The organism is Pseudarthrobacter sp. 01T43, from assembly GCF_056398665.1.
Map to the genome: position 1 here is coordinate 173,608 of NZ_JBFTPV010000004.1, position 26,482 is coordinate 200,089.

The 26,482-nt window shown below is 66.7% G+C and carries 25 protein-coding genes and 1 riboswitch; of the genes, 14 read left to right on the plus strand and 11 right to left on the minus strand.

What is annotated here, in order from left to right:
- Positions 1–24: 24 nt before the first annotated feature.
- The 3 genes from AC1DIM_RS06550 to AC1DIM_RS06560 all read right to left on the minus strand — a co-directional run bounded on the left by AC1DIM_RS06550 (position 25) and on the right by AC1DIM_RS06560 (position 4,206).
- Positions 25–1,011: a carbohydrate ABC transporter permease gene (locus AC1DIM_RS06550; RefSeq protein WP_477709680.1), complete on the minus strand. Its 987-nt coding sequence runs from the start codon at positions 1,009–1,011 to the stop codon at positions 25–27.
- Between the two features lie 33 nt (positions 1,012–1,044).
- The gene (locus AC1DIM_RS06555; protein ID WP_477709681.1) at positions 1,045–2,415 is read right to left on the minus strand and encodes a sugar ABC transporter substrate-binding protein; all 1,371 of its coding nucleotides are present in this window, start codon (positions 2,413–2,415) and stop codon (positions 1,045–1,047) included.
- Positions 2,416–2,607: 192 nt separating this feature from the next.
- Complete coding sequence (locus AC1DIM_RS06560) at positions 2,608–4,206, minus strand: aminopeptidase P family protein (protein ID WP_477709682.1); 1,599 nt, start codon at positions 4,204–4,206, stop codon at positions 2,608–2,610.
- Positions 4,207–4,287: 81 nt separating this feature from the next.
- Between AC1DIM_RS06560 and AC1DIM_RS06565 the strand changes: the two genes are divergently transcribed.
- Positions 4,288–5,136, plus strand: a complete 849-nt coding sequence (locus AC1DIM_RS06565; RefSeq protein ID WP_477709683.1) for a PHP domain-containing protein — start codon at positions 4,288–4,290, stop codon at positions 5,134–5,136.
- 71 nt (positions 5,137–5,207) lie between these two features.
- On the opposite strand, the gene AC1DIM_RS06570 is transcribed toward AC1DIM_RS06565, so the two are convergent.
- From AC1DIM_RS06570 to thiE, 4 genes are all read right to left on the minus strand, one after another.
- Positions 5,208–6,080, minus strand: coding sequence for a DNA-methyltransferase (locus AC1DIM_RS06570; RefSeq protein ID WP_477709684.1), 873 nt, complete (start codon positions 6,078–6,080; stop codon positions 5,208–5,210).
- A gap of 8 nt (positions 6,081–6,088) precedes the next feature.
- On the minus strand, positions 6,089–7,795 hold the full coding sequence (locus AC1DIM_RS06575; protein WP_477709685.1) for a DEAD/DEAH box helicase: 1,707 nt from the start codon (positions 7,793–7,795) through the stop codon (positions 6,089–6,091).
- Between the two features lie 290 nt (positions 7,796–8,085).
- Positions 8,086–9,585 (minus strand): RNB domain-containing ribonuclease, encoded by a 1,500-nt coding sequence (locus tag AC1DIM_RS06580; RefSeq protein WP_477709686.1) that lies wholly within the window; start codon positions 9,583–9,585, stop codon positions 8,086–8,088.
- 63 nt (positions 9,586–9,648) lie between these two features.
- Positions 9,649–10,383, minus strand: coding sequence for a thiamine phosphate synthase (gene thiE, locus AC1DIM_RS06585; protein WP_477709687.1), 735 nt, complete (start codon positions 10,381–10,383; stop codon positions 9,649–9,651).
- A 27-nt stretch (positions 10,384–10,410) separates the two neighbouring features.
- A riboswitch (TPP riboswitch) is annotated at positions 10,411–10,530 on the plus strand.
- On the opposite strand from thiE, the gene thiO reads away from it, so the two are divergent.
- The 4 genes from thiO (at position 10,523) to AC1DIM_RS06605 (ending at position 13,637) form a co-directional block, all read left to right on the plus strand.
- Positions 10,523–11,848 (plus strand): glycine oxidase ThiO, encoded by a 1,326-nt coding sequence (gene thiO, locus AC1DIM_RS06590; RefSeq protein ID WP_477709688.1) that lies wholly within the window; start codon positions 10,523–10,525, stop codon positions 11,846–11,848. It overlaps the preceding riboswitch by 8 nt.
- Positions 11,845–12,081: a sulfur carrier protein ThiS gene (thiS, locus tag AC1DIM_RS06595; RefSeq protein WP_477709689.1), complete on the plus strand. Its 237-nt coding sequence runs from the start codon at positions 11,845–11,847 to the stop codon at positions 12,079–12,081. The genes thiO and thiS overlap by 4 nt, the downstream gene beginning before the upstream one ends.
- A gap of 4 nt (positions 12,082–12,085) precedes the next feature.
- A complete protein-coding gene (locus tag AC1DIM_RS06600) occupies positions 12,086–12,901 on the plus strand; it encodes a thiazole synthase (RefSeq protein ID WP_477709690.1) in 816 nt (271 codons plus the stop codon).
- Positions 12,902–12,959: 58 nt separating this feature from the next.
- The gene (locus AC1DIM_RS06605; protein WP_477709691.1) at positions 12,960–13,637 is read left to right on the plus strand and encodes a 4a-hydroxytetrahydrobiopterin dehydratase; all 678 of its coding nucleotides are present in this window, start codon (positions 12,960–12,962) and stop codon (positions 13,635–13,637) included.
- Between the two features lie 22 nt (positions 13,638–13,659).
- Here AC1DIM_RS06605 and AC1DIM_RS06610 read toward each other — a convergent pair whose 3' ends face one another.
- The 3 genes from AC1DIM_RS06610 to AC1DIM_RS06620 form a co-directional block, all read right to left on the minus strand.
- A complete protein-coding gene (locus AC1DIM_RS06610; RefSeq protein WP_477709692.1) occupies positions 13,660–13,962 on the minus strand; it encodes a hypothetical protein in 303 nt (100 codons plus the stop codon).
- 74 nt (positions 13,963–14,036) lie between these two features.
- On the minus strand, positions 14,037–14,261 hold the full coding sequence (locus AC1DIM_RS06615) for a DUF3107 domain-containing protein (RefSeq protein WP_190989339.1): 225 nt from the start codon (positions 14,259–14,261) through the stop codon (positions 14,037–14,039).
- A 50-nt stretch (positions 14,262–14,311) separates the two neighbouring features.
- Positions 14,312–14,977 (minus strand): TetR/AcrR family transcriptional regulator, encoded by a 666-nt coding sequence (locus tag AC1DIM_RS06620; protein ID WP_477709693.1) that lies wholly within the window; start codon positions 14,975–14,977, stop codon positions 14,312–14,314.
- 84 nt (positions 14,978–15,061) lie between these two features.
- On the opposite strand from AC1DIM_RS06620, the gene moeB reads away from it, so the two are divergent.
- On the plus strand, positions 15,062–16,261 hold the full coding sequence (moeB, locus tag AC1DIM_RS06625) for a molybdopterin-synthase adenylyltransferase MoeB (protein WP_477709694.1): 1,200 nt from the start codon (positions 15,062–15,064) through the stop codon (positions 16,259–16,261).
- A gap of 88 nt (positions 16,262–16,349) precedes the next feature.
- Here the strand turns inward: moeB and AC1DIM_RS06630 are convergent, their stop codons facing one another.
- A complete protein-coding gene (locus tag AC1DIM_RS06630; RefSeq protein ID WP_477709695.1) occupies positions 16,350–17,669 on the minus strand; it encodes a glutamyl-tRNA reductase in 1,320 nt (439 codons plus the stop codon).
- 159 nt (positions 17,670–17,828) lie between these two features.
- On the opposite strand from AC1DIM_RS06630, the gene hemE reads away from it, so the two are divergent.
- The 8 genes from hemE to hemB all read left to right on the plus strand — a co-directional run bounded on the left by hemE (position 17,829) and on the right by hemB (position 26,445).
- Positions 17,829–18,947 carry a uroporphyrinogen decarboxylase gene (gene hemE / locus AC1DIM_RS06635; protein WP_477709696.1) on the plus strand — a complete coding sequence of 373 codons (1,119 nt, stop codon included), beginning with the start codon at positions 17,829–17,831 and terminating at the stop codon, positions 18,945–18,947.
- A gap of 4 nt (positions 18,948–18,951) precedes the next feature.
- Positions 18,952–20,409, plus strand: a complete 1,458-nt coding sequence (gene hemG / locus AC1DIM_RS06640; RefSeq protein WP_477709697.1) for a protoporphyrinogen oxidase — start codon at positions 18,952–18,954, stop codon at positions 20,407–20,409.
- 120 nt (positions 20,410–20,529) lie between these two features.
- Positions 20,530–21,489, plus strand: a complete 960-nt coding sequence (locus AC1DIM_RS06645) for a hypothetical protein (protein WP_477709698.1) — start codon at positions 20,530–20,532, stop codon at positions 21,487–21,489.
- Positions 21,490–21,638: 149 nt separating this feature from the next.
- The gene (gene hemQ / locus AC1DIM_RS06650) at positions 21,639–22,340 is read left to right on the plus strand and encodes a hydrogen peroxide-dependent heme synthase (RefSeq protein ID WP_477709699.1); all 702 of its coding nucleotides are present in this window, start codon (positions 21,639–21,641) and stop codon (positions 22,338–22,340) included.
- Positions 22,337–23,602, plus strand: a complete 1,266-nt coding sequence (locus tag AC1DIM_RS06655) for a ferrochelatase (RefSeq protein ID WP_477709700.1) — start codon at positions 22,337–22,339, stop codon at positions 23,600–23,602. The genes hemQ and AC1DIM_RS06655 overlap by 4 nt, the downstream gene beginning before the upstream one ends.
- Positions 23,599–24,582, plus strand: a complete 984-nt coding sequence (gene hemC / locus AC1DIM_RS06660; RefSeq protein WP_477709701.1) for a hydroxymethylbilane synthase — start codon at positions 23,599–23,601, stop codon at positions 24,580–24,582. Before AC1DIM_RS06655 ends, hemC begins: the two co-directional genes overlap by 4 nt.
- The gene (locus AC1DIM_RS06665; RefSeq protein ID WP_477709702.1) at positions 24,569–25,468 is read left to right on the plus strand and encodes a uroporphyrinogen-III synthase; all 900 of its coding nucleotides are present in this window, start codon (positions 24,569–24,571) and stop codon (positions 25,466–25,468) included. Before hemC ends, AC1DIM_RS06665 begins: the two co-directional genes overlap by 14 nt.
- The gene (hemB, locus tag AC1DIM_RS06670) at positions 25,465–26,445 is read left to right on the plus strand and encodes a porphobilinogen synthase (protein ID WP_477709703.1); all 981 of its coding nucleotides are present in this window, start codon (positions 25,465–25,467) and stop codon (positions 26,443–26,445) included. The genes AC1DIM_RS06665 and hemB overlap by 4 nt, the downstream gene beginning before the upstream one ends.
- Positions 26,446–26,482: the final 37 nt, after the last annotated feature.

Below are 26,482 nucleotides of genomic sequence, written 5' to 3' on the forward strand. Positions count from 1 at the left end.
CGATCGGGTTCGCGGCGTCGATGGTCATTTCTTTCCTCCCTCGTGCACGTCAAGCCTGACGGCGCGCAGGTAGATGAAGAGCGGAATGGCGATCAGCACCAGTGACACGACTGCCATCGCCGCGCTCAGGCCAAACCGGAAGCTCTGGAAGCTGGTGACGTAGACCAGGATCGGCAGCACGTTCACGTCCGATGGGGCCGGTGCGCCAAACAGCACGTAGGGGAGGGTGAAGTTATTGATGTGGTTCAACGTGGCGAGCAGGAAAGCGAGCGAGACCGGGCCCTTCAAGTAGGGAAAGATCACGTAGCGCAGCTTGTTCCACCAGAGCGCCCCGTCCAGGGCGGACGCCTCGTGAACTTCGTGGTCAACCGCCTGCAGTCCGGAGAGGGCGAGCAGGTAGATGAACGGCCACGCCGCCCAGATTTCAACCCACACCAGTGTCCAGTACGAGTTGGGCCCGTTGAGCCATAGTCCGCCGTTCATCCCCATGTTGGTCAGCGTCACGTTGACGATGCCGTCCGGCTGAAGCATGGTCCGCCATACGCTCGCCACCACGAATGACGGCAGGACGTACGGGATCAGGAAGACCGAACGCACCAGGGCGCGGCCCCGGTAGGCGTTCTGCGTGACGACGGCGGCCGCCACCCCCAGGGGGATGGTCACCAGGGTGGAGATCACCGCGAAGGAAACTGATAGCCAGATCGAGCGGAGCAAATCACTGCTGGTCGCCGCTTCGATATAGTTCGGGATGCCGATAAATTCGGCACTGACCCACCGGCGCAGGCTGTACTGGTCCAGGTCGATCACGGACATCCAGATGCCAATGGCCAACGGGATGAGGATGACAAGCGTCATCAGGAACCCGCCGGGTATCAGCAGCCACAGCGGCCGGTTCTTTTCGCTCAGCCCCTTCCGGCGCTTATCACGGGGCGTGGGCCCGCCTGGTCCGGCGGCTGCCCCGGCCGCCGGACTGCTGTCCGACGGCCGGGGCTCGGTAACGCTGCTTGCCATGTTTCGTAACCTTCCGCAGTTGTCCGGTCGGTCTTACTTCTTCGCCCGGTCCAAGGCCGTCTGCGACTTGGCCTGTTCGTCCTTGAGCCGCTGGGCGAGGTTCGCATCGCTGACGGCGCCGGCGGAAAGGTCCGGAATGGACTGCACCACCACGTTGGTCAGGGACAACTGGACATCGCCCCAGGCGCCGCTGAACGGCGTCGCGACGGATTTGGCACCCGAGTCAAGGGCCGGCGCAATGACCTCGTTGCTGGAGAGTTCCTTCGCGGCGTCAGCGTTGGCTGGGAGCTGGCCGAAGACCTTGAAGTAGTTGAGCTGGACATCCTTTTCCGTGATCATCTTGATGAACGCAAAGGCGAGGTCCTTCTGCTTCGAGTAGTCGGCCACCACGAGGTTGTCACCGGAGAGAATGCTCGAAGCGGGCTTGCCGCCGGAAGGATTGGACGTCTGGCCCGGCGGAACGGTGGGCATCAGGGCGTACTTGTACTTGCCCTTGACTGCAGAGGCGTCCAGCGCGGGGATGGACAGCGGGGAGGTCATGGGGAAGTAGGCTGCCTTGCCGGCAGCGAAGGCGGCCAGGGCCTGCGGGTTAGCCCAGCCAACAGAAGCGGGGTCGACTACCTTGTCCTTGGTCACCCAACCGAAGTAGGTCTCATAGGCCTTCTTGGTGATGGGGTCGTCAAGGCGGACCTTGTTTCCATCAATGAGGGGGTTGCCGGCCTGGATGGACATTCCCCAGATGTACTTCCACGGATCGAAGTTGTCCTTGTAAGCCACCGCGACGCCGTACTGGTCGCCCTTAGTGAGCTTCTTGGCCTGTTCGGTGAATTCGTCCCACGTGGTGGCAGGCTTCGCAATGCCCGCAGCCGCCAGCAGTTCGGTGTTGTAAGCCATAACGAACGGCCGGCTCACGAAGGGGATACCGATCTGGTTGTCCTTGTCCGGGCCGGAAATGCCCAGGGCGGCGGGAACGAACTTGTCCTTGCCGCCGAGCTGGTTCCATTCGTTGTCACCGAGCTTCACGAACGCCCCGGTGGAGTACGCCGTGGGAGTGAAAGTGGTGCCCAGCCCGTAGACGTCAGGGCCTTGGCCGGACACCACGGAGGTCTGGATCCGGGTCATCTCGTCATTGGCGGTGGCGAACGTCTCCCATTGGATGTCGGCCCCGGTTTCCGCTTTGAACTTGGTGCCCATTTCCTTGAACCAGGCCTGCTGCTCCTGGGGATACTGCGCTGTCACGTTCATCAGGACGTTGAGCGTTTTCCCGGCGCCATCCACCTTGCCGCCGGTGGCACCGGCGGTGGTGCCGCCTGACCCGCCTGAGCCGCCGCAAGCGGCGAGCATCAGGACGGAAATTGTCGCGGCGGCAACAGCACCCAGGCGACGTGGTTTGGACATACCCATGAGACTTCTCCTTTGAAGACATACGTTGCGGCAGAGACCCGAGACTTAGATCACAGTCTATGGTTTTCGTTCTCCGCGGCCAGCGTATTCACCGGAGTCAATCCTTGGCAAGCGATTGCCAAAAACTGTTACCAGAGCTTCACCATGGATCGGGGTGCCTTGCCGGGCCGGTGGCAAGGCCGCCGCCTCCCGTCAGATTGCGCCTCCGTGCCCGACGCTGTGCTCCATGTCGGCGTAGATGCCTGCCATCCAGGATTCGACGTCGGCAGCCTTTCGGGGGAGTTCGGCGCTGAGGTTGACCGGACCGTCGGCCGTCATCAGGATGTCGTCCTCGATCCGCACCCCGATGCCGCGGTACTCGGCAGGGATGGCCAGGTCTTCGTTCTTGAAGTACAGGCCGGGCTCGATGGTGAAGACCATGCCTGCGGTGAGGACGCCGTCGAGGTAAAGCTCGCGTTTGGCCTGCGCGCAGTCGTGGACGTCGAGGCCCAAATGGTGGCTGGTGCCGTGGGGCATCCAGCGGCGGTGTTGCTGGCCTTCAGGACGGATGGCTTCCTCAACGCTGACCGGCAGCAGCCCCCACTCGGCGAGCCGTTCAGCCAGTACCGTGGTGGCGGCAGTGTGGATGTCCCGGAACTTGGTGCCTGGCTGGGCGGCGGCGAACCCAGCATCGGCGGCGTCAAGGACAGCTTCATAGACTCTGCGCTGGATATCGGTAAACGTGCCATTGGCAGGCAGGGTCCGGGTGACATCGGCGGTGTACAGGGAATCGGCTTCGACGCCGGCATCCAGGAGCAGCAGCTCGCCCGCGTTGATCCGGCCCGTGTTGCGGTTCCAGTGCAGCACCGTGGCGTTGTTCCCGGCGGCGGCGATGGTGTCGTAGCCCAGTTCGTTGCCCACTTCGCGGGCCCGGGCAAAGAACGCACCCTCCACCACACGTTCGCCGCGGGCGTGCGTCAGTGCCCGCGGAAGGGACTTGACCACTTCAACAAAGCCCTCAGCGGTGGCTGCCACGGCCGTCTTCATCTGTTCGATTTCCCAGTCGTCCTTGAGGAGCCGGAGCTCGGACAAGGCCTCGGAAAGCTTCTCGTCCAAAGTATCCAGGACTGCGAGGTCCAGATTGTGCGGATCCTTCGCGGTGTTGTAGCGGGCCGTATCCACGAGTGCGTCGATGTTCTCATCGACCTTGCGGACCAGCCGGATGGAGATGCCGCCGATCTCGGGAGCGCCCACGTTCTTGGTGATCGCTGTTTCGAGTGCATCAATGTGCGCAGTGGCCAGGCCCAGGCGGGCCTCGAACTCGGCGAGCGTGGGGCGGGCGCCGATCCAGAATTCACCGGACCGTGAGTCGGCGTAGAACTGTTCTGTATCCCGTCCCGCGAGCGGACGGAAGTAGAGGGTGGCGCGGTGGTGCCCGCCGTCGTCGCCCTTTCCTTCCCCTGCCGGCTCCAGGATGAGCACGGCATCCGGCTCGTGGTCCAGGCCGAGGCCGGTCAGGTGGGCGAAGCCCGAGTGGGGGCGGAAACGGTAATCGCAGTCGTTGGACCGGACTTTGAGCGGGCCTGCGGGGATGACCAGGCGTTCGCCTTTGAACTGGTCGGAAATGGCTTTGCGCCTGGCCGCGGCGTAGTCCGCCACGGCGTCGCGGGCCGGCAACTGCTGGCCGGTGGGCGCCCAGTTGCTGGCCATAAACGCCTTGAAGGCATCGGAACTGGGCCGCTGCGAGCGGTTGTTGACGCGCTCATCGAGGGGCTGGGAGGCAGAGTTTAGGGTGTTTTCGGCATCGTTCACGGCACCATCGTCTCACCAGCGGCCGGACATGTGCGACAACGGAACCAATACCCGGGCGGACGGGTCAACTAGGCTGGGCAGGTGAGGATTGACCTGCATGCCCACTCCAACGTTTCCGATGGCACGGAAACCCCCGCTGACGTGATGGCCTCGGCAGCCCGGGCCGGCCTGGACGTCGTGGCCCTGACCGACCATGACTCCACGGACGGCTGGGCTGAAGCGTCACGAGCGGCATTGGCTCACGGTGTTGCACTGGTCCCGGGAATGGAGGTTTCCTGCCGGACAGCGCAGGGCATCAGCGTGCATCTGCTGAGCTACCTGCACGATCCTGCCCATCCGGGACTGCTTGAGGAAATCACCAAGTCCAAGGACGCGCGCCTCACCCGGGCCGAACGCATGGTGACCCTCCTCGCCGAGGACTACCCGCTGACCTGGGACGACGTCATTCACCACGTCGCTCCCGGGGCCACGCTGGGGCGCCCGCACATCGCCGACGCCCTCGTGGCGGCCGGGGTGGTTTCGGACCGTTCGGAAGCCTTCGCGTCCATCCTCACCTCGCGGTCGCGCTACTTTGTCCAGCACTACGCACCCGACCCGGCAACCGCCGTCGAACTCGTCCGGGCGGCAGGCGGCGTCCCAGTCTTCGCCCATCCCGTGGCGTCCTCGCGCGGACGGATCGTGGGGGAGCCCACCTACCGGGACATGATCGACGCCGGCCTGGTGGGCCTGGAGATCGACCACCGTGACAACCCGGCGGAGGGCCGCGACTTCCTGCGGAAACTCGCCGCGAAGCACCACCTGCTGATCACGGGGTCCTCCGACTACCACGGCACGGGCAAACCGAATCTGCTGGGCGAGAACCTCACAGCACCCGAGGTGCTGGCCCGCATCGAGGAGCTCGGCACGGGCACCGCCGTCGTCCGCCCCTGACCAGCGCCCGCATCCCCAGGTAGGTCGCAGCAGATGTCCTTATCAGCCGCCGTAGCGACATCTGCTGCTACCTAGTTGGGTGGGAAGGACGTAAAGGTGGCTTTGGCACCCAACCGCTTGGCCATGACCTCGATGGCAGGCTGGTTCTGGTCCACGCACACGAATTTCCGGTCCAACTTGGCCGCGACGGCGCCGAGGGTTCCGGAACCGGCGAAGAAGTCCAGGCACCAGTCACCGGGCCGGCTTGAGGCGGCCACCACACGCCGGATGAGGCCCTCGGGCTTCTGTGTGGGGTAGCCTGTCTTTTCCTTGCCGGTGGGGGAGACGATGGTGTGCCACCAGACGTCGGTGGGCAGCTTCCCGAGTTCCCGTTTGGCAGGCGTCACCAGGCCTGGAGCCATGTAGGGCTCCCGGTCCACCTCCGCGCTGTCGAAGTGGTACTTGGCCGGGTTCTTGACGTACACCAGGATGTTGTCGTGCTTGGTGGGCCAGCGGTATTTGGCGCGCGCACCATAGTCGTAGGCCCAGATGATCTCGTTCAGGAAGCATTCGCGGCCGAAGATGGCATCCAGCATCACCTTGGCGTAATGGACTTCCCGGTAATCCAGGTGGAGGTAGAGCGTCCCGTCGTCAGCCAACAGCCGCCAGGCCTCCACGAGCCGGGGCTCCAAAAAGGCCCAGTAATCGCTGAACGCGTCATCGTACCGGTGCAGGGCCCCCTTGATGGTGTCGTAGGAGCGGCCCTTGAAGCCCACGCGGTCGCCGTCGCCGTCAGTGTTAAGCACCATCCGGGTTTCCTGGCGCTGCTGGGCCCTGCCGGTGTTGAACGGGGGGTCCACGTAAATGAGTGTGAAGGCGCCGTCCGGCAGCGACGGGAGGAACTCCGCGTTATCCGCGTGAACCACCAGGTTGCTGCCGTCCGGCGCCCAGACGGTATCAGTCATCGAGGCTGTTAAGCCCCTGCGCTGCGCTGCTGCGGGCCGTTGTCGGCGCCGGCCACCACTTCGCCGTTGCGGCGGCGGGTGCGGGTCCGGCTGCGCCGGGCACGGGGGTCCACTTCGCCTTCGGTTGTAGCCACTGCTGCAGGTTCGGCGGCGGGCCCGGTGCTGGCGGTCGCCGCATCGGACGTACGACGGCGGCGCTCGCCGGAGCGGCTGCCCTCGCCTGAGCGGCCACCTTCGGAGCCGCCGCGGCGGCTGCCCTCACGCCCGCCTGAACGGCCGGCGTCGCGGTTGCCGTCACGGCCGCTGTCCCTTGCGCTGCCGCGCGTGTTCTTCTTGCCGGTCTCGCCCAGGTCCTCCAGGACTTCGGCGTCAACACCCGCGAGGGTGCGCTTGTTGCGGGGCAACCGGCCCTTGGTGCCTTCCGGAATGTCCAGCTCTTCATACAGGTGCGGGGAGGACGAGTACGTCTCCACCGGTTCCGGGTAGCTCAGGCCCAGGGCCTTGTTGATCAGGCCCCAGCGTGGCATGTCATCCCAGTCAACGAAGGTCACGGCTGTGCCCTTGTTGCCGGCCCGGCCGGTGCGGCCGACACGGTGCAGATAGATCTTTTCGTCCTCAACGCACTGGTAGTTGATCACGTGCGTGACGTCGTCAACGTCGATGCCGCGGGCGGCGACGTCGGTGGCCACCAGAACGTCCACCTTGTTGTTGCGGAAGGCCCGGAGGGCCTGCTCGCGGGCGCCCTGGCCGAGGTCGCCGTGGATGGCGGCGGCTGCGAAGCCGCGGTCCACCAGTTCCTCTGCCACCTTCGCGGCCGTGCGCTTGGTCTTGGTGAAGATGATGGTGCGGCCGCGGCCCCGTGCCTGCAGGATGCGGGCAACAACTTCAACCTTGTCCATGCTGTGGGCGCGGTAGATGAGCTGGCGGATGTCGCGCTTGGTGAGGCCCTCGTCGTCGGGATCGGCCGCGCGGATGTGGGTGGGCTGCGTCATGTAGCGGCGGGCCATGGCAATGACCGGGCCGGGCATGGTGGCGGAGAACAGGAGCGTCTGGCGGACGGCGGGGGTGCCGGCGATCAGCGTCTCCACGTCGGGCAGGAAGCCCAGGTCAAGCATTTCGTCGGCTTCATCGAGGATGACGATCTTGACGTTCTTGAGGCTCAGGTGCTTCTGCTTGTACAGGTCGATCAGGCGGCCGGGGGTTCCGACCACGATCTCGACGCCCTTCTGCAGGGCCTCCACCTGGGGCTCGTAGGCGCGGCCGCCGTAGATGGTGGTGATACGCGCGTTGCGCTTCAGGGAGGCGGTCTGGAGGTCGTTGGCTACCTGGACGGCCAGCTCGCGGGTGGGCACAATGACCAAGGCCTGCGGTGCACCGGGAACGGCGAGCTTGTCGAAACCGGCATCGTCCGGCCCCACGACGCGCTGCAGCGCAGGGATGCCGAAGCCGAGGGTCTTGCCCGTGCCGGTCTTGGCCTGGCCAATGATGTCGTGGCCCGAAAGCGCCACCGGCAGGGTCATGGCCTGGATGGGGAACGGGTGGGTGATCCCGGCGTCGGCCAGGGACTCGACGATGTCGGCGCGGACGTTGTAATCGGCGAAGGACTTCTCCGCGATTTCGTGTGGCTTCTCGTCGGAGATGATGGTCTCTTCAGGATCGATCGTTTCGATGCCGGAATCGTCCGTCAGGAGCTGGTGGGTATGCAATTCACTCACAGGTGAGTTTCCTTATTCATTTGGGCATTGGCGCTGCCTGCTCAACGGACCGGCCAACGTGGCCGCTCCGGAGCACGCTCGGGCGCGCAAGCAATCCAGTGGAAGCCGATCGCGGGCTATCTAAATGCTGGCACTGGTGACCAGCGGGTCTGTCTCAAGATCGCGTAGGGGCGGGCTTGTTGAATTCAAAATCAAGGAAATCAACGACCGGGCATCCATATCTACTTTCCCAGTCTAGCTGCACGGACCCCGAAACCCGGCTTTTGGCCCTTGAAGCAGGGGCAGGCAATTCAGACCAGGAGCTCGAAGTGGACCTCACGGGCGGCAATATCGGAGGAGATCAGGCGCACCCGGACCTTGGTACCGGATTCCAGGTCGCCGGCGCACCGGGCTGTCACGGCCGGCTCGGCGATCTGGACGATCCCTGAGGGGCCGTTGCCGTTCTTGGCGGCCCCGTTCTTCCCGTTCCCGTTCTTGGCGGCGTTGCCGTTCTCCTTCTGCGGCTTGGACCCGGAAATGACAATCGCATCAAACTCCTGGCCGATGTGGTTGACCAGGAGGGCAGCTTCCACGGTGTCCAGCGCCATGCGTTCCATCCGGCTTGCCAGCTGGTCAGAGGCGGCCATGATTTCCGGCAGGGTGGGCAACGCTTCCCGCGCCCAGTCGGGGACCGGCTTGCCATTGCTCAGGGCTTCGCAGATCACCAGGACGAACCTGTCAATAAGCCGCCGGAGGGGAGCCGTGGTGTGGGCGTAGGCAGCGCCGATGGCCGACTGGATGGCAGCTTCGGGGACGGTGCCGTCAAAGGCGGTGTAGCTGGCTCCGCGGAAGAGCATACCCGCGGAATGCATGATGGCCAGTTGCCGGGGCTCGGTGGGGTCGAGGCTGCGGAGGTACTCGCCGTAGCTGATCTTCCCGTCCCACGCCTTGCCGAGGGCCACCGTCTGGAGCCGGAAATGCCTGAGGGAACGCTCGTCCGGGGCGGGCATGGTTCGAAGGATGCCAACCTTCCCCGCCAGCATCATGTCCGCCGCCGCCATTCCGGTCATCAGCGAAATCTGGGCATTCCAGTCCTCCACCGGAAGCTGGGGCGCCGCGGCAATCCGGTAGCCGCCGTCGGGCAGTTGGACGATTTCTTGCTCCGGCATGTTCAGGCTGGCGCCGCCGCGCTGGCGTTCCAGTTCAACACGCTTGAGCCCCACTTCCTTCAGGAGGTGCAGCACGGGGTTGGCTGTTCCGGCGTCGATCTCGGCCTGGACACCCTTATAGTCCAATTTGGACCGGCTGCGGATGGTTGCCCGCTGGACGGACACGCTGCCAACGTGGGCGGCGTCGTCGAGCCCGAATTCCCAGACAAACGCGGCACACAGCTGATCGGCAAGCAGGCTGCCCGCCTCCTCGCTGATGACCTCGGGGTGCAGCGGTATTCGGCCGTCCGGGGCGTAGAACGTCTGGCCGCGGCGGCGGGTTTCGGCGTCCAGGTTCCCGCCGGGGCGGACAAAGGAGGGCACGTCCGCGATGGCGTACAGGACCCGGTAGCCGGCGTCGGAACGCTCGATGAACAGCGCCTGGTCAAGGTCCGTGGACGACGCCGGATCGATGGTCAGGAACTCAACCTCCGTCAGGTCGGAGGGCGGCAGCTGATGGGCTGCCACGGCCTCCTCGGCGTCGCGGACCGCCTCGGCCGGGTAAGGCCCCGGCAATTCCAGCTCGGTCCGCAGGGCACTCAGGGCTGCCGCGAGGGCGTTGGTCTTCTCGTGGACGTTGGGGGCCAACCGATGATGGGACACAAAAGTCAGATTAGCCCGATTTCCCGGGAACGTGCACGGCCCGCCCAGCTGAGGGCTGGATTCCTAGGCAGCGCCGGCATCCAAGGCGGCGAGGAGTGCCCTGGCCGCCGCGGCGGGATCCGAGGCTTCCGTAATAGCGCGGACCACAACGATCCTGCTGGCACCTGCCGCCACCACCTGCTCGACGTTGTCCAGGTCAATCCCGCCGATCGCGAACCAGGGCAACGCGGCCTGGGTGCCGGTGGCACCAACGGCGTCCGCTGCGTACCGCACGAGGTCAAGGCCGACGGCGGCCCGGCCAGGTTTGGTGGGGGTGGCCCAGACCGGTCCCACGCAGAAGTAGTCGAGGCCGCCGTCGGCAGTCACCGAGGACGACAACCGGATGGCGCCTTCCACCTGTTCAGTGGTGTGGGTGGAAAGCCCCACCACAGCACCGGCCCCGAGTAGTGTGCGTGCGGAGGCCACGGGCAGGTCCTTCTGACCGATGTGGAAGACCGGCGCGCCGGACAGCATGGCGATGTCGGCGCGGTCATTGACCGCCCAGAGCCGTCCGTGGCGGGCGGCGGCCGCCTGAAGGACCGTCAGCAGTTCCAGCTCCTCGGCGGCCTCGATGCCCTTGTCCCTGAGCTGGATGATGTCCACGCCGCCGGCAAACGCCGCGTCCACAAACTCTGCAAAGTCCCCGCGGTCGCGGCGGGCGTCGGTGCACAGGTACAGCCTGGCGCCGGGGGGCAGGCCGGCGCCGGGTTCCTGGATGGTGGGGCTGGGGAGGATGCTGGGGATGGAAGACACGTTCATAAAAACCACCATAGTTCCCCTAAACTGGGCGAGTACTGCGGGAGCCCGTTGCAGCCGTCACAAAGCGGCCGGGCTGAGAGGGCATCAAAGCCGACCGCTTGACCTGATCCGGCTAGTACCGGCGTAGGGAAGGAATCACATGGTCCCCCCATCCGGCGGCGCGCCCGCCAGCACACCTGACACTGCCACGAGCTGTGGACTGGACAGCCCCACCGTCCTGCACGCCGACGTGGCGGTGATCGGGGGCGGAGTCATTGGCCACTGCATCGCCTGGGAGGCGCGACTCTCCGGCCGGTCCGTGGTGGTGATCGATGACGAACCGGGTTCAGGGGCCAGCTGGGCGGCCGCCGGCATGCTCGCCCCTGTCAGCGAGCTGCACTACCAGGAGGAAGGCCTGCTGGAGCTGATGCTTGAGTCCTCGCACCTGTGGCCTGCCTTCGCGGCCGGCCTCGCCGAGGCCGGGGCAGGGGATTTTGGCTACCTTACGACGCCGACCCTCGCCGTCGGTGCCGACGCAGCGGACCGTCGGGCACTGATGGACCTCAGGGCCGTCCAACAGGCCAACGGACTGCTGGTGGAGCCGCTGACGGTCCGGGAAGCGAGGGGCAGGGAACCGCTGCTCAGTCCGGCCATTTCCTGTGCCCTGGACATTCCGGCGGACCACCAGGTGGACCCGCGCAGGCTGATCGCATCTTTGCGGGAAGTCCTGGCCAGCCACCGACCGGGCGCAGGGACCGCCGTGGACGGCGCCAGCCGAGGGTTCGCCGTTGATCACCGCGCCACCGCGCTCCTGTGGGAGGACGGCCGCGTCAGCGGGGTGAAACTGGCCAGTGGCGGAACAGTCCTGGCGGGGGAGACCATCGTGGCCAACGGCCTTCAGGCGGCTGCCCTGGGAGGCCTGCCGGACTGGATGCGGCTCCCCCTGAGGCCCGTCTACGGCGACATCCTGCGGCTCGGCGTTCCCCGGCACCTGCGCCCGTTGGTGACGTCCACCGTCCGGGGCATGGTCCACGGCGTGCCGGTCTACATCGTGCCCCGGCAGGACGGCACGGTGGTGATCGGCGCAACCCAGCGCGAGGACGCACTGCCCGAAGCAGGGGATACCACGGCAGGCGGCCGTGCCGTCTCGGCAGGCGGCGTGTACCAATTACTGCGTGACGCTCAGGTCCTGCTGCCCGCCGTCGCCGAGCTGGAGCTCCTCGAATGCACCACGAGGGCGCGTCCCGCGACTCCGGACAACGCGCCGCTGCTGGGCCGCGTGCCTGCTCCTGGCTCAGGACATATTCCGGGGCTGATTATCGCGACCGGTTTCTACCGCCACGGCGTGTTGCTGTCTCCGGCAGCCGCAGTTATCTGCCGCGACCTGCTGGACGGCCGCGAAGATCCGCGATGGCAGGCCCTCAACCCGGACAGGTTTTCCACCCAGCCCCAAGCCACGTTTCAATTCACGAAGGAAACAGCATGAACATCACCCTCAACGGCTCGCCCCATGCCGTGCCCTGCGATGCCTCCATCACCACCCTGGTCAGCCAGATCACCGGCCGTACCCTCGCCGCCAACGGCCAGGCCGCGGACGGGCAGAAACTCGGCGTCGCCGTTGCCCACAACTCAGAAGTGGTACCGCGCAGCCAGTGGTTCGTCACGACGCTCGCCGACGGGGACAGCGTCGAACTGGTCACGGCAGTACAGGGAGGCTGACACCATGACGGTCATGAACAACATCAGCACCGGGACCACCTCGGTGGATACCGACCGGTTTGTCATCGACGGCGTGGAACTTGGTTCCCGCCTCATCATGGGCACCGGTGGAGCTCCCAGCCTGGACGGCCTGGGCGCCGCCCTGCTGGCGTCCGGGACGGAGCTCACCACCGTGGCGATGAGGCGATACTCGCCCGCCGAGTCCGGCTCGCTCTTCCAACTCCTGGTGGACCATGGAATCCGGGTCCTGCCCAACACCGCTGGCTGTTTTACCGCCCGCGACGCTGTCATGACGGCCGAGCTGGCCCGCGAAGCCCTGGAAACGGACTGGGTCAAGCTGGAAGTCATCGCCGACGAACAGACGCTGCTGCCGGACGCCGTCGAGCTCGTGGACGCTACCGAACAGCTCGTGAACCGGGGCTTCAAAGTGTTCGCCTACACCAACGACGACCCCGTGCTGGCGCTGCGACTGGAGAACCTGGGTGCCACCGCGGTGATGCCGCTCGGGGCCCCGATCGGCACCGGCCTGGGGATACTCAACCCGCACAACATCGAACTGATCGTCTCGCGCGCTTCAGTGCCGGTGGTGCTGGACGCCGGCATCGGCACGGCGTCGGATGCGGCGCTGGCCATGGAGTTGGGCTGCGATGCTGTGCTGCTGGCCACAGCAGTGACACGTGCACAGAACCCCGCGCTCATGGGGGCAGCCTTCAAGCACGCGGTGATCGCCGGTAGGCTGGCGAAAGCGGCCGGCAGGATACCGCGCCGCGAGCACGCCTTGGCGTCATCGGCGATGGAAAACCGGGCTGAGTTCCTCTAGACCGGCGGCCGCCGCCGCCCGCCGGGACGGCTCACGAAACGAACCGAGGGAGTCCGCTGTGGCCGGCAACCAAGACGTCCTTACCCGCGAACGGCTCGACGCCGCCCTGGCCGTGCTGCCCGACTGGCGGTACCGGCTGGGCGGGTTTGTCACGGTCTATAAAGCGCCGACGGCGGCCGCAGCGCTCGAGCTGATTGCCGCCGTCGGGCGCCTCGCGGAAGAACAGAACCACCATCCTGACCTTGACTGGCGCTACAACAGGGTGTTCATTCGCTACACCTCCCACGACGCCGGCGGCGAGGTCACGGAGCGGGACGTCGCGGCGGCGTCGGCAGCCACCGAAGCGGCTTCGGGGGCAGGGGCGACTGCCCAGCCCGGGCTGTTCCGGACGGTGGAGTTGGGTATCGACACTGCGGACCCGGCGGAAATAGGGGAAGTATGGCGGGCGGCGCTGGGCTACAAAAAAGGCGCGGGCGGAGACCTGGTGGATCCTTATGGCCGCGGACCGAGCGTCTGGTTTCAGGAAACACCGACGCCCAACAGCAGCAGGCTCCACGTGGACGTCCACTGGAGTCTCGCCGAAATGGGGCCCGTCCTGGAGAAGACCGCAGCCACCGGGGCCTTAATGAACCATGACCACGCACCCGACTGGGTGGTGGTCACGGACGCGCAAGGAAACCGGCTGTGCCTTTGCACGGAGGTAGGCCACCAGCCGGAGCCGCCGTCAGGCCGCTAACCGCGGTGGCTGCCTCCGTTGGCTACAACTTCAGGGCCCTGGTGAGCCGCTGAATGTCGTGGCGTTCGCGGGTCCTGCCGAGGTAGATGACAGCACCAATGGCTGCCGCGGAGCCCAGGGCCATTGGCAGGATCCAGGGGATCCAGGTCAGGCCGGGCGTGTAGCCGAAGCCTGCCGTCATGAAGATGATCCAGCTGAGCGCGCCCACGGCGACGGCTACACCGGCGGGCAACCCAGTACCGTACCTGGCATGGCGCTTGTCATTCGCCCAGATAATGAATCCGGCGGCGGCAGTGACCAGGACAACGATGGTCAGCGAAAGCATGGAATCTCCCTCGGAATGCAGGGGCCCACCGTCAACAGGCGGTGGGCCCCTGCTTGTGTGCTAAAACCTGTGTCCTAGAACTGTCCGAAACCGACCTTGCGGGCTTCTTCGGCGCCGATCTCCACGTAGCCCAGCGCGTTGCCGGGAACGATGATGATGCGTCCCTTGTCATCCTTGAGGCGGAGCTCGGTGCCCTTGGTGATGGCTTCTTCAACGACCGTAGCTACGGCGTCAGCATCCTCTGCTGATTCCAGCACGATTTCGCGGCCAATGTTCTGAATGCCGATCTTAATTTCCAACAGGGGGCCTCCCAGCCAATCAAAGTTTCTTCGGTTCTCTTATTTGTAGTCTAGGACTCTTTGGGGAAGCGCGAGATTCCGCGCCAAGCTAAACGGTAGATGAGGTCGCTGGCCACATCGAGGTCCAGGTTCCCGTCCGTTTCGAGCCAGTAGCGCGCGCTGACCTGCGCCATTCCCGCCAGTCCGCGTCCCAGCAGCTGCGCCTCCAAATGGGGAAGTTTGGTGTCCTCGGCAATAACGCGGGCGACGGCGTCCGCGAATGTCTTGTTGAACGTTTCGAGCCGGGCGCTGACATCGGGATCGTTAACGAGGTCCGATTCAAAGACCAGGCGGTGCGCCTGGTCGTCACTGGCTATGAAGCGGTAATACGCGCGCATCACGGCCTGGACACGTTCGTCATTGTCCGAAGTGGAGTTCAGTGCACCGAGCATCAGGTCAGTCAGGGAGGTCAGATGGGTGTCCAGCAGCGCAAGGTAGAGCTCACGCTTGGACGGGAAGTGCTGATACAGCACGGGCTTGCTCACATGGGCTGTTTCGGCGATCTCATCCATGGCGGCGCCGTGGTAACCGTTGGCGACAAAGACCTCCTGGGCCGCCGCGAGGAGCTGCGCCCGGCGCTCATCCCGGGGAAGCCGGGCGGACCGCTGGCCCGCAGTGCGTTGAGGTACGGGCGGTTCCCCGCCCGACGCCCGGTCAGCCTGTGCTTCATGCGCCACAGTTCCCCTACTTTCCCTTGCCGTTACTTACACAATACTGCTCGGTAATATGACCGGGCGGTATCTTGGGGCATACATTGAAGTATGGCTTCGACTTTGACCGCAAATGATTCCTCTGTCTCGCTTATGCCGCTGGTGGAGCCCGCCGGCGACCTGACCCCGGCCGAAGTGGAACGGTACTCGCGGCACCTCATCATTCCGGAAATCGGTGCGGTGGGGCAACGGCGGCTGAAGAACGCCAAAGTGCTGGTGATTGGTGCCGGGGGATTGGGCTCACCCGCGCTGCTGTACCTGGCGGCCGCCGGGGTGGGGACCCTGGGAATCATCGACGACGACGCCGTTGACCTGAGCAACCTGCAGCGGCAGGTGATCCACGGCGTGGCCGACGTAGGACGGCCGAAGATCGAATCCGCCCGGGATGCCGTCGCGGCGCTGAACCCGCTGGTGGACGTCCGGTTGCACAACGTGAGGCTCGACGCCTCCAACGCGCTGGAACTGTTCGCGGACTACGACCTGATCCTTGACGGCGCGGACAACTTCGCCACCCGCTACCTGGTCAATGATGCAGCCGCCATCCTGGGCAAACCGTACGTTTGGGGGTCAATCTTCCGCTTCGACGGCCAGGTAAGTGTCTTCTGGGAAAAGCACGGTCCCACTTACCGCGACCTTTACCCTGAGGCCCCGCCGGCCGGATCCGTTCCCTCCTGCGGTGAAGGTGGAGTCTTTGGCATGCTGTGCGCGGCCGTAGGGTCACTCATGGTGACGGAGGCAGTCAAGCTGATTACCGGCGTCGGGCGTTCACTCCTGGGCCGTGTGGCACTCTTCGACGCCCTCGGCGGCAGTTGGCGCGAGATCCGCGTTTCCAAGGATCCGGCCGCCGAGCCCGTCACGGAACTGACCGACTACGAGGCCTTCTGCGGTATTACCCCCGCCGTCTCCGCAGACACGGAGCACACGGTCACGGCAACCCAGTTGGCCACCATGCTGGCATCGCGCAAGGCCGGCCTGAAGGACTTTGAACTGGTGGACGTCAGGGAGACCGGCGAACATGACATCGTCAGCATCGACGGCTCCGTGCTGATTCCGCAGGGCAGGATCCTGGCCGGGGAGGCCTGGGCGGAACTGCCGCAGGACAAGGACATTGTGTTCCACTGCAAGGCCGGTACGCGGTCAGCCAACGTTCTGGATGCTGCGCGGAAGGCCGGGTACCAGCGGGTCAGCCATCTCGACGGCGGGATCCTGGCCTGGGTGCGGGACGTGGAGCCGCAGAAGCCCGTCTACTGACGACTTGCTCTATCACTTTTGGTCGTCAAAAGGCTCGGTTAGGAGCCAAAAGTGATAGAGCAACCGGAGTGGGAGGAGCCGCTGAGGGTCAGGCGCTTGCTGTTCCCCGGCGGTCCACGGGGACGGGGCACTCGGTCTGCGCCGCGGCGGCGGGCTGCTCGACCGTGATGCCGTAGAGGGTTTCGAGTGCCGACACGTAGGCGTCCTGCTGGCCGTTCGCTGCCAGCTCGCGGGCGCGGACCGTGGGCACGTGCAGGAGCTGCTTGACCATGCGGCGTAGCGCGAACTCCACTTCCTCGGCGGCCGCGGTACAGCCGTGGCGGGCACGGACCCGCTCCATCTCGGCGTCAAGGACGGTCATGGTGTGCCGGCGCAGCGCAACAATGGCGGAGTCCACGGAACGGACTTCGCGCTCCTGTTCGAAAGCCTTGGCGGCCCCGGACACGATGCCGCTGGCCTGGGTCAGGGACTCGGCCTGTTCCTGCGGAGCCGCCAGACGAACGGATTCCAGCGTGAGCAGCTCAACGCCGTCGAGTTGGCCCACTTCAGGGTCAAAGTCGTGGGTCAGGGCCAGGTCGATGGCGATCAGCGGTTGGCGGGACCCGGCGCGGACCTGGGCAAGTTCATCCGCTTCAACACGGGTGTCCGAACCGCTGCAGCCAATCATCACATCAGCCGCGGCCACCGCGGGCGAGAGGGTCTCAGCGTCCAGCGCAGCTCCGCCGCGGCTGGCGACGAAGGCTTCAGCCCGGCCCGATGAGGAGAAGACCGAAATGTCTGTGCAGCCGCGTTCGCGCAGCAGCGCCATGGTGGCGCCGGCGTAGGCGCCGGTGCCGAAGAGGACGACTTTCTTGCCGGACCAGTCGGGGTTCTCGGACAAATCGGTGGCCAGGTCCAAGGCCACCGAGACGATGGACAGGCCACGCGATCCGAGTGCGGTCTGGGCGCCCACATCCTTGGCCGTCTTGGACGCGGCCTGGAACAGCCGGACCAGGCCGGCGCTGGCAGTGCCCTCGTGCTGGGCGTTGATCAGGGCCCGGCGGACCTGCCCGGCAATTTCACGCTCGCCCACCACGGCGGAATCGAGTCCGGCGCTGACGGCGAAGAGGTGCTGGCTGACTTCCGGGCCGGTGCGCGTGCTGAAGGAGCGGGAGACGAGCTGTTCGTTGAGTCCGCTCAAGCCGCTGATCTCTGACACCAGGGCTGCCCTGGCGGCCTCCACGTCATCGGCGTTGGGTGCTTCACCGTAGATTTCATACCGGTTGCAGGTGGCAAGCACCACCGCACCCGTCACTGCCGGCGATCCGGAGAGTGCGGATGTTGCTATCTCTGAAGCACCGCTGCTCAGTTGAGCAACGGTCTCAAGATCGATGTCGGCGTGTGTAGCCACCAATGAGAAAAGAACCACAGCAGGTACATCATAGCTTTTTCGTGGCGCGGTAGAACAACCCCGGGGCGCAGTTCCCGGGCGGCAAGCCCGTGATTCGCGCCACGCTGGGTCGAAGCATGCTGCACATGACAGGCTGTGCGTTATCTTTTAGGTCCGTTTTTGGGCACAATCAAAGGCATGACTTCCAGCTCCGCCGCGTCCAACGCCGTGTCTAATGCCCTGTCTGACGGCCGTGCCCTTCCCGCCAGCCACCCGCTGATGGACGGCCGCACCGCCGATTCCCCGCTAATCACCGCCTACCGTGGCGGCAAGCCGTCACGGCGGCCCGTGTGGTTCATGCGCCAGGCCGGCAGGTCCCTTCCGGAGTACCTGAAGGTTCGCGAAGGCGTGGCCATGCTCGATTCGTGCCTGCGGCCGGAACTCGCCTCCGAGATCACCCTGCAGCCCGTGCGCCGCCACGATGTGGACGCGGCCATCTTCTTCTCCGACATTGTGATCCCGTTGAAGCTCGCAGGCGTTGGAGTGGACATTGTTCCCGGCGTGGGCCCGGTGCTGGACAAGCCGGTCCGAACGGCGGCCGATGTAGCGGCCCTGCCACAGCTGACCTGGGAGGCGCTGGAGCCCATCCGCGAAGCAGTCCGCCTGACCGTGGCGGAACTGGGCAAGACTCCGCTGATCGGATTCGCCGGCGCGCCGTTCACGCTCGCCGCCTACATGGTTGAGGGCAAGCCCTCCCGTGACCACCTGGGCCCGCGCACCATGATGCACGCTGACCCGGAGACCTGGGCTGCGCTGGCCAACTGGGCAGCGGACGCGTCGGGACTGTTCCTCCGTGCCCAGCTCGAAGCCGGCGCCTCCGCCGGGCAGCTCTTTGATTCATGGGCAGGGTCGCTGGGCCTGGCCGACTACACCAAACACGTGGCACCGGCCTCCACCCGGGCACTGGACCACGTCCGCCACCTCGGCGCGCCGCTGATCCACTTCGGCACCGGCACCTCCGAACTCCTTGTTGCCATGCGGGACGTCGGCGTGGACGTGGTGGGCGTTGACTACCGCCTGCCGCTGGACGAAGCCAACCGCCGCCTGGGCGGAACCGTGCCGCTGCAGGGAAACATCGACCCGGCATTGCTGTCCGCCCCGTGGGACGTACTCGAGGCCCACGTGCGCGAGGTCATTGCTGCGGGCTCTTCGGCCCCGGGACACGTACTCAACCTTGGCCACGGAGTGCCGCCCGAAACCGACGCCACGGTGCTCACCCGGGTCGTCGAGCTCATCCACTCCATCTCCCCGGAGTAGGCGCGTGGGCAGCTCCTTGACGTCGGCCCGGACCGCCATCGTTCTGGGGGGCGGCGTCTCCGGCCTGTTGGCAGCCCGGGAGTTGGCTGCCGCGGGCCACGCCGTGACGGTACTGGAAGCGACAGCCACCTGGGGCGGCTGCGTGGGAAGCCACGTGGTGGCCGGCCTCACCCTCGACAGCGGCGCGGAGTCCTTCGCCACGCGCTCCGCAGCGGTGGCCGACCTCGCCGCTGAGCTTGGGCTTGCCGGCAAGATTGTTGCCCCTCGCCCCGGCGGTGCTTGGGTGCAGCTTCCGGACGGCCCCCGCGAACTGCCCAAGACCGGCGTGCTGGGCATTCCTGCCAACCCCTGGGATCCGGAGGTCCGGCGTTCCCTTGGACTCGCGGGCTCCCTGCGGGCGTCGTTGGACAAGTACCTGCCGGCGCGATTCGGTGCGTCCGCGGAGGTCACCAGCGTCTCGGCCCTGGTGCGGACGCGGATGGGCCGCCGTGTGCTGGAGCGGCTGGTTGCGCCCGTGGTGGGCGGAGTGCACTCCGCGGACCCGGGCCTCCTCGACGTGGACATGGTGGCTCCAGGACTGCGCGCCGGGATCAGGGAGCATGGTTCGCTGGCGGCCGCAGTGGCTGCCCAGCGCCGCAGTGCCGGCGGACCTTCCGTTGCGAAGGCTGGTTCCGCCGTCGCCGGTCTCGAAAACGGCATGCATACCCTGGTCACGGCGCTGCTCAGCGATCTGCGGGGGCGCGGCGTTGTCCTGCTCAGCGATTCCACTGCGAGTGCCGTGGCGCGCACCGCAGCCGGCTGGCGCGTCACCGCCGGTGAGGCAGCGTACGACGGCGGCCTGCTGGTAGTGGCGCTTCCGGGACCGGCCGCCGTCGGGCTGCTTCAGGAAGCGGTCCCCGCCCTCGCGGGCAGGAGCCCGGAGCACGGGCCCGACGTCCGCCTCGTCACGCTGGTGGTGGACCTGCCTGAACTCGACCGCAGGCCGCGCGGCACCGGCGTCCTGGTGGCGCCGCAGACACCGGGCGTGGAGGCAAAAGCGCTCACCCACGCGACCGCGAAGTGGGACTGGCTGGCTGCCGCCGCCGGTCCCGGCACCCATGTGCTTCGACTCTCGTATGGACGCCTCGAGGGCACTGCAGGGGACGGCCCACCGGCCGCGGATTCCACGCCTGTCGATTCCGCCCCTGTTACAGACCCCGGCCTGCTGGCCGCGGCCCTGCGGGACGCTTCCACTCTGTTGGGGGTGCCGGTGCAGGGTAAGGATGTGGTGGGTTGGGACGTGGTCAGATGGCAGGGAGCCCTGCCGTTCGCAGCAGTTGGCCACAAGGCGCGGGTAGCCGAGATACGTAACATCTGCTCCGCGGAAGACGGCCTCAGCATTGTGGGGGGCTGGGTCGCCGGCAACGGACTCGCTGCTGTTGTGTTCGACACACGGAAAGAAATCCGCGCACTTGCCGGCTGATCATCGCTCCTGTTCAGCGGAACATCAGCCCGTAGGCGGCCTCCCCACGGCCTGAATTTCCGGTTTCCAATCGGTCCGATCCTGTGGCTAGGGTCGATATCTATGGTTATTTACAGGTCCGTGCCTTCCCGTTCCAAAATCAATGCCTCCGGGGGAGTTCGGCGTGGTGCGGCAGCAGCGGCCCTCGGAGCGGTACTGGTGTTTTCTGCAGGAGTCCCTGCTTCCCAGGCCGCCGACGGAAAGCACGAGACCGGTCAGCCTGCCCAGGCCCAAGGCCCTGGAAACGAATCCGTCATCGGTGGCATCCTGAAGGAGCTGCAGGGCGGTTCGGCTGGCCGTTCCAACGCCCGGCCAACATCACCCGAACCAACCCCGGCTTCCTCCAGCCCGGCGCCCGCTGGCAACGCGCCGACTGGCACGGCGCCCGCTGGCACTGCGCCCGCTGGCACTGCGCCCGCTGGCAACGCGCCGACTGGCACGGCGCCCGCTGGCACTGCGCCCGCTGGCACGGCGCCGGCCGGCCCGGCCAGGCCATCGGACCGGGCCACCCAGTCTCCGACACCGACTCCCGTGGCTCCGACTCCTACTGCCGCGGCGCCCACCCCGGGCTCTCCCACGTCGCCGGCAGCGGTTCCCCGGGACGTCCCCACGCAGGGAGCGCCTTCCCCGGGCACGCCTTCCCCGGGCCCCGCTGCCCAGGGCGCCACGGCAGCGCCGTCGCCGTCCTCCTCGTCCGAGAATTCGCGAAGCGGTTCCGCGGCCGACGGAACCGGCCAACGCACCGCGGGCCGGTCTGCTGCAACGGGAACGGCGCAGCCAGGGTCCGAAGGACAAGGCTCCAGTCAATCCGAAGCCAGCCAAGGCGTGGACCCCACAGGGAACCAAACCACAGCCGGTGCCGACGGCTCCGGCTCCACGGCAACCGCCGGACGACCCGCTGTGGCAGGGGCGCCCTCCGCCCGCCACGAGATGACCGCCGCCGGACCCGCAGCGGAAACCGCCAAAGTCTGGCTCGGCGTCGGTCTGGTGGGTTCGGCTGGAGCCGCCGGGCTCCTGTTCGCCAGGATCCGCAAGTTCTGACCGTTGGCCGATCGGAAGCGTCAGTCGGAGGGGTCCCGGTAGAGCTCCCGGTTCCTGCCGCCCGGACGGAGTGTGAAGTTGCGCACTTCTACGTCTTGTAGAAGTCGCCGGTTTCGACTTGGGCGGATGGAACGGGCAAACTGGTAAGCATGAGCCACACTTCTGCCGAATCTGTCACTAAAACCGAAGAATCAGCCGAGCAGTTCTTCACTCTCTGGACGGTTTTCAAACGCTCCGAGGAGCTCGTGCGCAGCGCTGACGCTGCGCACGACTTCGACGCCCTGCTTTCCCGGCTTGCCGACGCCGGGGTGACCCACCGCGGCAGCTATGACGTCTCTGCCATGCGCGCCGATGCCGACGTGATGGTGTGGCTCCACGGCCCCAAGCCCGAGGACCTCCAGAAAGCCATCCGCGACATCCGCCGCAGCAAGCTCTTCGCCGGCACCGAGATCGTCTGGTCGGCCATGGGCGTGCACCGCGAAGCCGAATTCGCAAAGAACCACACCCCGGCCTACTCCCGTGGCGTGGCCCCGGCCGAGTGGCTGTGCGTCTACCCCTTCGTGCGGTCCTACGAGTGGTACATCCTCCCCGAGGCGGAGCGCGGCAAGATGCTTCGCGACCACGGCCTGCTGGGCCGGGACTTCCCGCAGGTCATCTCCAACACTGTTTCCTCCTTCGCCCTGGGCGACTGGGAATGGATCCTGGGCCTGGAAGCACCCGAGCTCGTTGACCTGGTTGACCTGATGCGGCACCTGCGTTCCACCGAGGCACGCAACCACGTCCGGGAGGAAATCCCGTTCTACACCGGCCGCCGCATCACTGCTTCCGAGGTCGCAGAGGTTCTGGCATGACCGGTCCTGATCCTCAGGACGGCTCCTCGGTGACCACGATCAATCCGGTCACCGAGGCGGGCCGCATGGCTCCCAAAGAATACGACGCTGTCCTCCTCGCCTCCTTTGGCGGGCCCGAGGGCCAGGACGACGTCCTTCCCTTCCTGCGCAACGTCACCCGCGGCCGCGGCATCCCGGACGAGCGGCTTGAAGCGGTCTCCCACCACTACCGGGCCAACGGCGGCATCAGCCCCATCAACCAGCAGAACCGCGAGCTCAAGGCCTCCCTCGAAGCGGAGCTCGCGTCGCGCGGCATCAGCCTTCCGGTGCTGTGGGGCAACCGCAACTGGGACCCTTACCTTCCGCAGACCCTGCAGGGCGCGTACGACGCCGGCCACCGCAGATTGCTCATGGTCACCACGAGTGCCTACTCCTGTTACTCCAGCTGCCGCCAGTACCGCGAGGACATCGGCGTTGCCCTGACCGAGACCGGGCTGGACGGCCGGCTGGAGGTGGACAAGGTACGCCAGTACTTCGACCACCCGGGCTTTGTGGAACCGTTCATTGAAGGAACTGCTGCCGGGCTTGCGGATGTCCGCGCCCAGCTTGCCTCCGCTGGCACGCCGGACGCCCCCGTGCACATCCTCTTCGCGACGCACTCCATCCCCACCCGCGATGCTGAAGCTGCCGGAAGGTCCGAGGCTGAATCGCGCGAGTTTGAGGAAGGCTCGGCCTACGTGGCCCAGCACCTGGCTACGGCCGCGGCGGTCATCGACAGGGTCAAGGCCGAGTCCGGCCTGACCGCGGCGTGGTCCCTGGTCTACCAGTCCCGCTCCGGCGCGCCGCACGTGCCGTGGCTGGAGCCCGACATCAACGATGCCATCGAGGAGTTGGCGGGCCAGGGTATCAAGGGCATCGTCATCGTCCCGCTGGGCTTCGTCAGCGACCACATGGAAGTTGTGTGGGACCTCGACACCGAAGCCATGGAGACCTGCCGCAACCTGGGACTCGCCGCGACACGCGTTCCGACGCCCGGTACCCACCGGAAATTCGTCAACGGCCTGGTGGACCTCATCTCGGAACGGACGCGTGCCAACAACATCAGCGACCGGCCTGCCATGACGGCGCTGGGCCCGTGGTACGACGTCTGCCGGCCCGGCTGCTGTGCTAATTTCCGCGGCGAAAAGCCGACCATCGCCGGAGCCGACACCACCGTGGGCACCGGGCACGACGACTACCCGGCAGGCGGCGCAGGCACTGCCGGGGGAGAAGGCACACTGTGACCGTACGGATCGGAACACGGGCCAGCAAACTCGCCCTGACCCAGACCCAGCAGACGGCTGACCAGTTGGCTGCCGTTGGCGGATTCCCGGTGGAACTTGTCCACATCACCACCGAGGGCGACGTCAAAACCGGATCGCTGTCCCAGATGGGCGGCACCGGGGTCTTCGTTGCGGCCCTGCGCGATGCGCTGCTGCAGGAGGCCTGCGATGTTGCCGTGCACTCACTCAAGGACCTTCCCACTGGAGCTGCACTGGGCCTGACCATCGCGGCGACGCCCAAGCGGGTGGATGTGCGGGACGTGCTGTGTGCGCGCGACGGTCTCAAACTGGCCGACCTGCCGAAGGGGGCCAGGGTGGGCACCGGCTCACCGCGGCGCGCCGCCCAGCTTCGCGCCGCCCGCCCGGACCTCGACGTGCAGGACATCCGCGGCAACGTGGATACGCGCCTGGGCCGCGTGCCCGGCTTGCCCGGCAACGCTGAAACCGCACCCGGAGACTTGGACGCCGTTGTGCTGGCAGCGGCCGGCCTCGAACGCATCGGCCGCCTGGACACCGTCAGCGAATTCTTCGAGATGGACATTATGCTGCCGGCACCCGGGCAGGGTTCGCTGGCCATTGAATGCAGGACAGCTGACGCCCCGCGCAAGGCCGGTTCCGCCGAAGGGTCACAGGGTGTCCTGGCCCAGGCCCTGGCCGCGCTCAACGACGAGGACACCCGTCTCGCCGTGACAGCCGAACGTGCCGTATTGGCCCGCCTCGAAGCTGGCTGCGCCGCCCCGGTGGGTGCCTTCGCCTCCCGTAAGGGCAGCATGCTGTACCTTGAGGCCGCGGTGTGCGCCGTGGACGGGACGAAGATCGTGCGCGAAAAGAAGGCGACTGATGGACTGACCGAAGTTGGCGCCACGCTGCTTGGCATCGAGGTGGCCGAGCTCCTCCTCGCCGCCGGCGCCGCGGAGATCGCGGACCTTGCCGCGTCCTGACGCCCTGGCCTGCGGCCCTGCTGATGACCCGGCCGGCGCCGTGCGTGGCAGGCGCGTCCTGATCACCCGGAGCGCCGACCGTGCCCGGCCGTTGGCGTCGCTGCTCAGCAGCCTGGGCGCCGAGCCACTGATCCTGCCGCTCATCGACTTCGAACGGGCCACGGACCAGCCGGCACTCGACGCCGCCCTGGATGACTTGGCGGCCGGAGCCTTCGACTGGCTTGTCATCAGCAGCATCACCACGGTGCGCATGCTCATGGAAAAGGCGGACCAGCGCGGCACCACGCCGGCCGCACTGGTCCCGGCCGGAACGCGGGTGGCCACGATCGGGCCGTCCTCCCGGCAGGTCCTGAATGCCGTGGGCATTCCTGTGGCGCTTGCCCCGGAGGACAACCAGTCTGCCGAGGGGCTGGTAGGCCTCTGGACCGCAGCCCGCGAACGCGTGCTGCTGCCGCAGGCAGATATCGCTGCGCCCGGGTTACGCGAGGGACTGGCATCCGCGGAGGCTGACGTGACCACCGTGATTGCTTACCACACCGTGGATTTCCCGGCCCGGCCGGAACTCCGCCTGGCGGCGGAACTTCCCGCCGCCGTCGGCCTTTCCACCGGTGCGGCGCCGCCGGAGCTGAGCCCCACGCAGGCCAGGAGAGAGCTCGACGACGGGACCATCGACGCAGTCGTGGCCGCCTCGCCGAGTGCCGCACGCCGCATTGCCGCGGCCCTGCTCCCGCTGGGCGGGTGCCGTTTCGTCGCCATTGGGCGTCCGACGGCGGCAGAAGCTGCCGCGCTGGGCATCCCGGTGGCCGCCACCGCCAAAGTACCCACCCCGGACGGCATAGTGGCCGCCCTGGGCACCGTATTCGCCAACGAAGGGAACACCCGATGAGCTTTCCGAACCACCGCCCGCGCCGCCTCCGGACCACTCCGGCCATGCGCCGGCTCACGGCCGAGTACCGTCTGGCGCCGGCGGACCTGATCCTGCCGGCGTTCATCCGCGAGGGCATCAGCGAACCGGCACGGATCACGTCAATGCCCGGCGTAGTGCAGCACACCACAGAGTCCCTCCGGCGCGCCGCGGCCGAGGCCGTGGAACTGGGTGTCGGCGGCATCATGCTCTTCGGCGTGCCCGCCGTGCGTGACGCCCGCGGCACCGCCTCCCTGGACCCCGACGGCGTCCTCAACAAGGCCATCCGCGACGTCCGCGCCGAGGTGGGCGATGACCTGGTGGTCATGGGCGACGTCTGCCTGGACGAATTCACCGACCACGGCCACTGCGGTGTCCTTGACGCCGAAGGCTACGTGGACAACGATGCCACGCTGGAAATCTACGGCCAGATGGCTGTGGCCCAGGCCGACGCAGGGGCTCACGTCCTGGGCCCGTCCGGCATGATGGACGGCCAGATCGCCGTGATCCGCCAGGCCCTCGAGGAGTCCGGCCACAAAAACACGGTCATCATGGCCTACGCGGCCAAGTACGCGTCCGCGTTTTACGGCCCGTTCCGTGAAGCTGTGGACTCCCAGCTCAAGGGCGACCGCCGCACCTACCAGATGGATGCCGCGAATCGCCGCGAAGCCATCCTTGAGGTGGAACTGGACCTCGAAGAAGGTGCCGACATGGTCATGGTGAAGCCGGCCATGAGCTACCTGGACATCCTGGCGGATGTCGCCGCGATGAGCCCGGTCCCTGTCTCGGCCTACCAGATCTCGGGTGAGTACTCGATGATCGAGGCTGCCGCCGCGAACGGCTGGATCGACCGGCGTGCTGCCATCACCGAATCCGTCCTCGGCATCAAACGCGCTGGCGCCAACACCGTGCTGACCTACTGGGCCTCAGAGCTTGCGGGCTGGCTCAAGGAATCCTGACGGAGGGGAATCCTGACGGAGCGGGAATGATTCCGGA

Coding starts and splice junctions, on each gene's coding strand:
- thiS (WP_477709689.1), top strand. CDS start 11,845: ATGAACATCACCCTCAACGGCTCGCCCCATGCCGTGCCCTGCGATGCC.
- AC1DIM_RS06555 (WP_477709681.1), bottom strand. CDS start 2,415: ATGGGTATGTCCAAACCACGTCGCCTGGGTGCTGTTGCCGCCGCGACA.
- thiO (WP_477709688.1), top strand. CDS start 10,523: ATGGTCCCCCCATCCGGCGGCGCGCCCGCCAGCACACCTGACACTGCC.
- AC1DIM_RS06600 (WP_477709690.1), top strand. CDS start 12,086: ATGACGGTCATGAACAACATCAGCACCGGGACCACCTCGGTGGATACC.
- hemB (WP_477709703.1), top strand. CDS start 25,465: ATGAGCTTTCCGAACCACCGCCCGCGCCGCCTCCGGACCACTCCGGCC.
- AC1DIM_RS06655 (WP_477709700.1), top strand. CDS start 22,337: ATGACCGGTCCTGATCCTCAGGACGGCTCCTCGGTGACCACGATCAAT.
- AC1DIM_RS06610 (WP_477709692.1), bottom strand. CDS start 13,962: ATGCTTTCGCTGACCATCGTTGTCCTGGTCACTGCCGCCGCCGGATTC.
- moeB (WP_477709694.1), top strand. CDS start 15,062: ATGGCTTCGACTTTGACCGCAAATGATTCCTCTGTCTCGCTTATGCCG.
- hemQ (WP_477709699.1), top strand. CDS start 21,639: ATGAGCCACACTTCTGCCGAATCTGTCACTAAAACCGAAGAATCAGCC.
- AC1DIM_RS06550 (WP_477709680.1), bottom strand. CDS start 1,011: ATGGCAAGCAGCGTTACCGAGCCCCGGCCGTCGGACAGCAGTCCGGCG.
- thiE (WP_477709687.1), bottom strand. CDS start 10,383: ATGAACGTGTCTTCCATCCCCAGCATCCTCCCCAGCCCCACCATCCAG.
- hemE (WP_477709696.1), top strand. CDS start 17,829: ATGACTTCCAGCTCCGCCGCGTCCAACGCCGTGTCTAATGCCCTGTCT.
- AC1DIM_RS06570 (WP_477709684.1), bottom strand. CDS start 6,080: ATGACTGATACCGTCTGGGCGCCGGACGGCAGCAACCTGGTGGTTCAC.